Here is a 7,279-nt window from a genome sequence, read left to right on the forward strand (position 1 = left end):
CTGAAGGCGAGTTCAGAGTGAGTTGGAAAACTAAGACGGTAGGCGAATAGGTTACCGGCGAAGGCGGCTAGACGGGGTGTAGAACGTTCATGAGGGAAGGAAGATGTGAGAAGGAGACAGGGCCGACGGGGGCGCGAAGGCAAGCGCACCCACCCCGCCGCCGGGAGGTGGCCGTCGTCGGCGGCGGGGTGGTCGGACTGACCTGCGCGCTCGAGCTGGCCCGCGCCGGCCACCGGGTCCGGGTGCACACCGCCGACCCGCTCGCGGCGACCACCTCCGCGGTGGCCGCCGCCATATGGTTCCCGTACCGGGCGGCGCCCGCGCACGCCGTCCTGCGCTGGGGCGCCACCTCGCTCGGGGTCCTCACCCGGCTGGCCGCCGAGCCGGCGGCCGGGGTGACGCTGCGGCCCGGCACGTTCGTGCACCGCACCCCGGAACCGGACCTGTGGTGGACGCCCGGCGTGCCCGACGTCCGCCCGGCGACCCCGGAGGAGCTCCCACCCGGGGCCCCCGCCGGCACCCGGTGCACGCTGCCGGTGGTCGACACCGGCCGGTACCTGCCCTGGCTGGCCGCCGCGTGCGCGTCGGCCGGCGTCGGGACCGTGCCCGGCCGGGTCGCCGCGCTCGACGAGGTCGCCGGTGACGTCGTGGTGGTGGCCGCGGGGCTGGCCGCCGGGCAGCTCCTCGACGACGACTCCTGCGTGCCGGTGCAGGGCCAGGTGGTGCGGCTGGCCGACCCGGGCCTGACCGGGTGGGTGCTGGACGACGACCACCCGGAGGGGCTGACCTACGTCGTCCCCCGGGGGCGCGACGTCGTCTGCGGGGGCACGGCGGTCGAGGGCGCGACCGGCACCGAGCCCGACCCCGCGGTGGAGGCCGCGATCCTGGCGCGGGCGTGCGCCCTGGTCCCCGAGCTGCGCGGACAGCCGGTGCTCTCCCGGGCGGTGGGGCTGCGGCCCGGCCGGCCCACCGTCCGGCTCGAACGGCTGGACGTCGGCGGGCGGCCCGTCGTCGCCTGCTACGGGCACGGCGGCGCCGGCGTCACCCTCTCCTGGGGCTGCGCGGCCGACGTCGTCGACCTGGTCCGAGCGGTCTAGCGGGCCAGTGCGTCCAGCGCCATCGCGGCGTACAGGGCGGCACCGGCGGGCAGCACGTCCTCGTCGAACACCACCAGGTTGGAGTGGTTGCCGGCGGCGGTCGCCGGGTCGGCCCCCGGCGGGCAGGCGCCCAGGAACGTCATCGCGCCGGGCACCCGCTGCAGCACGTAGGCGAAGTCCTCCGCGCCCATGAGCGGCTCGGCGGCGACGACGCTGCGCTCCCGTCCGAGCAGCTCGCCGGCCACGCCCAGCACCCGCGCCACCACCGAGGGGGCGTTGACCGTGACCGGGTAGCCCTCCGCGTGCACGAACTCGACCTCCATGTCGTGCGCGGCGGCCACGTGCGTGGCCACCCGCCGCACCGAGGCGACGACGTCGGCCCGCCGCTCGGGCGAGAGGGTGCGGATCGTGCCCTGCAGGTACGCGGTGTCGGGGATGACGTTGTCGGTCGAGCCGGCCACCAGGTTGGCCACCGTCACCACCGCCGGGTCGAACACCGGGACGCGGCGGGTGACCATCGACTGCAGGGCCAGCACGATCTCCGCGGCCACCGGCACCGGGTCGGCGGCCGCGTGCGGCATCGAGGCGTGCCCGCCCCGGCCGCGGACGGTGACCTCCCAGTGGTCGGCCGCCGCCATCATCGGGCCGGGCCGCACACTGACCACCCCGCTGGGCTGGTTGGCGAAGACGTGCAGCGCGAACGCCCCGGCCACCGGCGCCTCCGGGACGGCGGCCAGCAGGCCCTCGTCGAGCATGTACCGCGCCCCGTGGAAGCCCTCCTCCCCCGGCTGCAGCATGAGCACGACCTGGCCGGCGATCCCGTCGCGCCGCTCGGCGAGCAGCCGGGTGGCGCCCAGCAGCATCGCGGTGTGCAGGTCGTGCCCGCAGGCGTGCATGGCGCCGGGCACCTCGGAGGCGAACGGCAGCCCGGTGTCCTCCTGCACGGGCAGCGCGTCCATGTCGGCGCGCAGCAGGTACGTGGGCCCGGGCCGGGCGCCGCGCAGCACGCCGACCACCGAGGTCGTGCTCGCCCCGGTCGTCACCTCGACCGGCAGCGCGGCGAGTTCCTCGACCACGGTGGCCTGGGTGCGCGGCAGCTGCAGCCCGATCTCCGGGGTGCGGTGCAGCCGGCGGCGCAGCTCCACGGTGCGGTCGGCGTCGGCACGGGCGGCGGCCAGCAGGTCGGCGGCGGGGCTGCGCATGCCGCCCACTCTCCCCCAGCCCGCTGCGCGGTTCAGTCGGAGGCCCAGGCCGGCCGGGGTCCAGGCCGCCGGCGACGATCATGGACCTGCGGTGGCGGCACGCCGGACCCTCGCGGCGTGTCGCCACGCGGACTCCATGATCGTTGCGAGAGGAGCCGGCGGCGTCCTCCCTCAGCCGGTGGCCCAGGCCGGCCGGGTGGCGTCCAGCTGCCAGACCACCGCGGTCGCGGGGCCGGACACCGGGCCGCCCGCCTGCTGCTCGACGCGGACGCCGTCGGGGTGGGCCAGCACGAGCAGCCCGGGCGGCACCGTCGTCGACGTCCCGTCCGCCACCGCCTCGACCCAGAGCCGGGCGTCGGGCCGGCCGAGGTCCACCCAGCCGTCCGCGTTCGCGTGCACCTCGTGGGCGGCGTCGTCCCCGGGGCGGGCACTGCGCAGGTACGACTGCAGCACGTGGGCGCCGTCGTCCCCGGCGACCTCGTCGTGCTCCAGGCCGGTGCCGGCGCGCAGCACGGCGACGTCCCCGGCGGTCAGCACCGCGCCGCTCCCCCACGCGTGCCGCAGCGAGCCGGCCAGCACCACCGCGACGACGTCGACCGCGCGGTGCGGGTGCCGCCCGTAGCCGGTGCCGGGCGCCAGCCGGTCGTCGGCGAGGCGCAGCAGCGGGCCGAGCGAGCCGTCGTCCGGCTCGAGCAGGACGTCGGAGACCAGGTTCACGATCCCTCCCGGGCGGGCAGGGCGCCGCGGCCGCCGGGAAGCGCGTCGAAGGCGGCCGCCACCAGCAGCGTCCAGGCCACCCCCAGTGCCCAGCCGCCGACCACGTCGGAGAGGAAGTGCACGCCCAGCCACATCCGGGTCAGCCCGACGAGGACGGCGAGGCCCGCCCCGGCCGCGAGGGCGAGTCGCCGGTGCCGCGCGGCCAGCCGCGGCCAGGCCAGCACGAGCGCGATGGTCACGAGCGTGGCGATGCCCGAGGAGTGCCCGCTGGGGAAGCTCAGGCCGTCGTAGCCGGCACCGCCGTTCTCGAACGCGGGGCGCACCCGGCCGAACGCATCCTTGAGCAGGACGGTCACCGGCGCGACCAACACGTTGGCGGCGACCACCCAGCCCGCCGTCCGCCACGCCCTGCGGGTGCCCAACCAGAACAGCACCGGCAGCGAGACGACCACCCGGAACCAGACGACCCCGGGGGTGGTGAGCACCTCCAGCAGCACGTCCGTGGTGACGGAGCGGTCGTCGCCGGCGTAGAGGGCGCGGCTGACCGACTCGTCGAGCCGGACCTGCGGCGCCCAGCCCACGAGCACCCCGGCGCCCAGGGCGAGCAGCAGCGCGATCCCCGCGACGGCCGCCGCCAGCGCCCGCCGGGTCGTCGTCCGCCGGGAGTCCCGCTGCAGCACGTCCACTCCCCCACTCTCCCCGACCGCGCCGTGCGTGCCACGCTGGCCGCTGTGTCCGACCGGGTCAGCAGGCGCCCGCCCTCCGCCGCCACGCTGCGGCGGCTGGAGCGTGCCTCCGGCTCGCTGTCGACCCGCGCCGTCGCGCGGATGGACGACGAGCTGCCCTGGTTCCGCACCATGCCCGCCGACCAGCGCTCCTGGGTGATGCTCGTCGCGCAGGCGGGGCTGGCCTCCTTCGTCGAGTGGTGCCGCACTCCCGACCGCCCGCCGCGGCTGACCGGCGAGGTCTTCGGCGCCGCCCCGCGCGAGCTGGCCCGCGTCGTGCCGCTCAAGCACACCGTCGACCTGGTCCGGGTGACCGTCGAGGTGATGGACGACTTCGTCGAGACGGTCGCCGAGCCGGGGGACGCCGACGTGCTGCGGCTGGCGGTGCTGCAGTACAGCCGCGAGGTCGCGTTCGCCACCGCGCAGGTCTACGCCAGCTTCGCCGAGAGCCGCGGCGCCTGGGACGCCCGCCTGGAGGCCCTGCTCGTCGACGCGCTGGTCCGCGGGGAGCGCTCCGACGAGCTCTCCGGCCGGGCCTCGGCGCTGGGCTGGGCGGGGATGACCCCGGTGACCGTGCTGGTCGGCGCGGCACCGGGGGACGGCGACGTGCACGGCGCCACCCGCCGGGCCGCCCGGCAGGTGCGCAGCGAGGTGCTCGTCGGGGTGCACGCCGACCAGCTGGTCGTCGTCCTGGGCGGCTCCCCGGACCTGCAGTCGGCGGCCGAGCGGCTCAGCGACGAGTTCGGCCCCGGCCCGGTGGTGATGGGCCCGGTGGTCGACGGCCTCGGCCAGGCCGGCGACTCGGCGGCCGCCGCGCTCGCCGGGTTGCGCGCCGCCCGCGCCTGGCCGGCCGCCCCGCGGCCGGTCGCGGCCGACGCGCTGCTGCCCGAGCGGGCCCTCGACGGCGACCCGACCGCCCGCGCGACGCTGCAGGAGCGGATCGCGCTGCCGCTGCAGGCCGCGGGCGGCGAGGTCCTCGAGACCGTGCGCGCGGTGCTCGCCAGCGGGGGCAACCTGGAGGCCAGCGCCCGCGCGCTGTTCGTGCACCCCAACACCGTCCGGTACCGACTCAAGCGGGCCACGGAGATCACCGGGGTGTCGGCCACCGACCCGCGCGGCGGCTGGACCGTGCAGGTCGCCCTCGCCCTCGCCGCCCTCGACCAGGACCGCTCGCTGTGGCACTGAACACCCCCGCACAGTGTGGTTCCCACCACCGCACCCCGGGTGACACCCCGCGACAACCCGGTCCTGTTGTGGGGATCCTCCAAAGAGGAGTGGTCTGCTTTCGTGGCGCTCCCCACCGCGGGGCGCCGTGATCTCTGCAACGGTGAGGAACGTGCTGGCCGTCCTCGCCCCCGGACAGGGTGCGCAGAAGCCCGGGATGCTCGCCGACTGGCTCGAGCTCCCGGGCGCAGAGTCCTTCTTCCGCTGGGCCGGCGCGATCGCCGACGCCGACCTGCTGGCGCTGGGCACCACCGGCGACGCCGAGGCCATCAAGGACACCGCGGTGACCCAGCCGCTGGTGGTCGCCATGAGCCTGTTCGTCGCCCGCGAGCTCGGCGGCCTGCCCGGCCCGGTGACCCACACGCCGCAGACCGGCCGGGACGTCGTCATCACCGGGCACAGCGTCGGCGAGCTGACCGCGGCCGCCCTCGCCGGGGTGCTCAGCGTGGAGGCGGCGATCGCGCTGACCGCCGTCCGCGGCCGGGCGATGGCCGCGGCGTGCGCGCAGACGCCGACCGGGATGTCCGCCGTCCTCGGGGGCGACCCCGACGAGGTGCGCGCGGCACTGGAGGAGCACGGGCTGGCCCCGGCGAACATGAACGGTGGCGGGCAGGTCGTCGTCGCCGGGTCGCTCGAGGGCCTGGCCGCGCTCAAGGCCGACCCGCCGGCCAAGGCCCGGGTCCTGCCGCTCTCGGTGGCCGGCGCCTTCCACACCGAGTACATGGCGCCGGCCCGCGCCGAGCTCGAGGGGCTGATCGACGGCCTGCGCCCCGCCGAGCCCAGCCGGCTGCTGCTCTCCAACGCCGACGGCGCCGCGGTGACCAGCGGCCCGGAGGTGCTGTCCCGGCTGGTCAGCCAGGTCACCAGCCCGGTGCGGTTCGACGCGTGCCTGGCGACCCTGCGCGAGCTCGGTGTCACCGCGGTCATCGAGCTGCCGCCCGCCGGGGCGCTGGCCGGCCTGGCCAAGCGCGAGTGGAAGGGCAGCGACATCGAGGTCCTGGCCGTGAGCAGCCCGGCCGACCTCGACCGCGCCCGCGCCCTCATCGAGGCCGAACGCGGCCGCCCCGAGCCCGACCACCTGCCCGACTGGCGGGTCGTCGTCTCCCCCGTCCGGGGCACGGTCAGCCCCGCCGCCATCGCCGAGGGCACCCAGCTGCCGGCCGGCACGCCGCTGGGCCGCATCCGCAGCCGCCGCGCGGAGGCCGACCTCTCCGCCGGGTACAACGGCGTCCTCGCCGAGTGGCTGGTCCAGGAGGGCGACCTCGTCGACGCCGGCGACCCGATCGCGCGGCTCTACCCGGAGGTGCAGTCATGACCCGTCTCCAGCTGACCGCCGGGGCGCCCGGCGCCCGCATCCTCGGGTTCGGGAGCTACCGGCCGCGCCGCCGGGTCACCAACCACGAGCTCGCCGAGACCATGGACACCAACGACGAGTGGATCCAGGGTCGCGTGGGCATCGCCGAGCGCCGCTGGGCCGAGCCCGACGAGACGCTGCTGGAGATGAGCGTCGCGGCCGGCGGCAAGGCGCTGGCCGCCAGCGGCCTGGACGCCTCCGAGGTCGACCTCGTCCTGCTCGCCTCGGCCAGCCTGCCCCGGCCGATCCCCGGGCTCGCCCCCGAGGTGGCGCACCGGCTCGGCGCCCAGCGGCCTGGCGCGTTCGACGTCAACGCCGGCTGCGCCGGCTGGTGCTACGCGCTCAGCGCCGCCGCCGACGCGATCCGCAGCGGCTCGGCCCGCAACGCCCTGGTCATCGGCGGCGAGCGGCTGACCGACTACACCGACCTGACCGACCGCTCGACCGCGGTGATCTTCGCCGACGGTGCCGGGGCGGCCGTGCTCGGCGCGTCGGACACCCCCGGGGTCGGGCCGGTCGTGTGGGGCAGCGACGGCGACCAGGCCGAGGCCATCGCCATCCCGCAGGGGGAGGCGGCGATGAGCATGGCCGGGCAGGCCGTGTACCGGTGGGCCACCACCCGGCTCACCGCCACGCTCCTGACGGCGATGGACCGCGCCGGTGTGGGCCCCGAGGACATCGACGTCTTCGCGCCGCACCAGGCCAACCTGCGGATCATCGAGCTGATGGCCAAGCGACTCGGGCTGCCCGAGCGCACGGTCATCGCCCGCGACATCGTCCGCTCGGGCAACACCTCCTCGGCCTCGGTGCCGCTGGCGCTGTCCGCGCTGCTCGAGTCCGGTGAAGCGAGGAGCGGGGACGTCGCCCTGCTACTCGGCTACGGCGCCGGGCTCACCTTCGCCGGCCAGGTCGTCGTCCTGCCCTGACCGGCCGGCCCCACCCTGTCCCTTATCCACACCT

Annotated in this window: 7 protein-coding genes; 4 read left to right on the top strand and 3 right to left on the bottom strand. The window is 76.7% G+C overall.

What is annotated here, in order from left to right; translation table 11 throughout:
* Positions 1–167: 167 nt before the first annotated feature.
* Positions 168–1,097: an FAD-dependent oxidoreductase gene (locus CNO22_RS24405; RefSeq protein WP_100501846.1), complete on the top strand. Its 930-nt coding sequence runs from the start codon at positions 168–170 to the stop codon at positions 1,095–1,097.
* Here the strand turns inward: CNO22_RS24405 and CNO22_RS24410 are convergent.
* The 3 genes from CNO22_RS24410 to CNO22_RS24420 all read right to left on the bottom strand — a co-directional run bounded on the left by CNO22_RS24410 (position 1,094) and on the right by CNO22_RS24420 (position 3,696).
* The gene (locus tag CNO22_RS24410; RefSeq protein WP_100501851.1) at positions 1,094–2,299 is read right to left on the bottom strand and encodes a M20 metallopeptidase family protein; all 1,206 of its coding nucleotides are present in this window, start codon (positions 2,297–2,299) and stop codon (positions 1,094–1,096) included. The genes CNO22_RS24405 and CNO22_RS24410 overlap by 4 nt on opposite strands.
* Before the next feature lie 171 nt (positions 2,300–2,470).
* A complete protein-coding gene (locus CNO22_RS24415) occupies positions 2,471–3,016 on the bottom strand; it encodes a pirin family protein (protein ID WP_100501847.1) in 546 nt (181 codons plus the stop codon).
* Positions 3,013–3,696 carry a phosphatase PAP2 family protein gene (locus CNO22_RS24420; RefSeq protein ID WP_232807323.1) on the bottom strand — a complete coding sequence of 228 codons (684 nt, stop codon included), beginning with the start codon at positions 3,694–3,696 and terminating at the stop codon, positions 3,013–3,015. The genes CNO22_RS24415 and CNO22_RS24420 overlap by 4 nt, the downstream gene beginning before the upstream one ends.
* Before the next feature lie 51 nt (positions 3,697–3,747).
* Between CNO22_RS24420 and CNO22_RS24425 the strand changes: the two genes are divergently transcribed.
* The 3 genes from CNO22_RS24425 (at position 3,748) to CNO22_RS24435 (ending at position 7,245) form a co-directional block, all read left to right on the top strand.
* Complete coding sequence (locus CNO22_RS24425) at positions 3,748–4,926, top strand: PucR family transcriptional regulator (RefSeq protein ID WP_100501852.1); 1,179 nt, start codon at positions 3,748–3,750, stop codon at positions 4,924–4,926.
* A 142-nt stretch (positions 4,927–5,068) separates the two neighbouring features.
* The gene (locus tag CNO22_RS24430) at positions 5,069–6,280 is read left to right on the top strand and encodes an acyltransferase domain-containing protein (RefSeq protein WP_232807324.1); all 1,212 of its coding nucleotides are present in this window, start codon (positions 5,069–5,071) and stop codon (positions 6,278–6,280) included.
* Positions 6,277–7,245, top strand: coding sequence for a beta-ketoacyl-ACP synthase III (locus tag CNO22_RS24435; protein WP_100501850.1), 969 nt, complete (start codon positions 6,277–6,279; stop codon positions 7,243–7,245). Before CNO22_RS24430 ends, CNO22_RS24435 begins: the two co-directional genes overlap by 4 nt.
* Positions 7,246–7,279: the final 34 nt, after the last annotated feature.

This window comes from Geodermatophilus chilensis, assembly GCF_002802985.1.
In the GTDB taxonomy this organism is placed as follows: Bacteria; Actinomycetota; Actinomycetes; order Mycobacteriales; family Geodermatophilaceae; genus Geodermatophilus; species Geodermatophilus chilensis.

What these genes read in the sequence shown, in the direction of transcription:
- CNO22_RS24410 (WP_100501851.1), bottom strand. Translation starts at nt 2,299, where the DNA reads ATGCGCAGCCCCGCCGCCGACCTGCTGGCCGCCGCCCGTGCCGACGCC.
- CNO22_RS24435 (WP_100501850.1), top strand. Translation starts at nt 6,277, where the DNA reads ATGACCCGTCTCCAGCTGACCGCCGGGGCGCCCGGCGCCCGCATCCTC.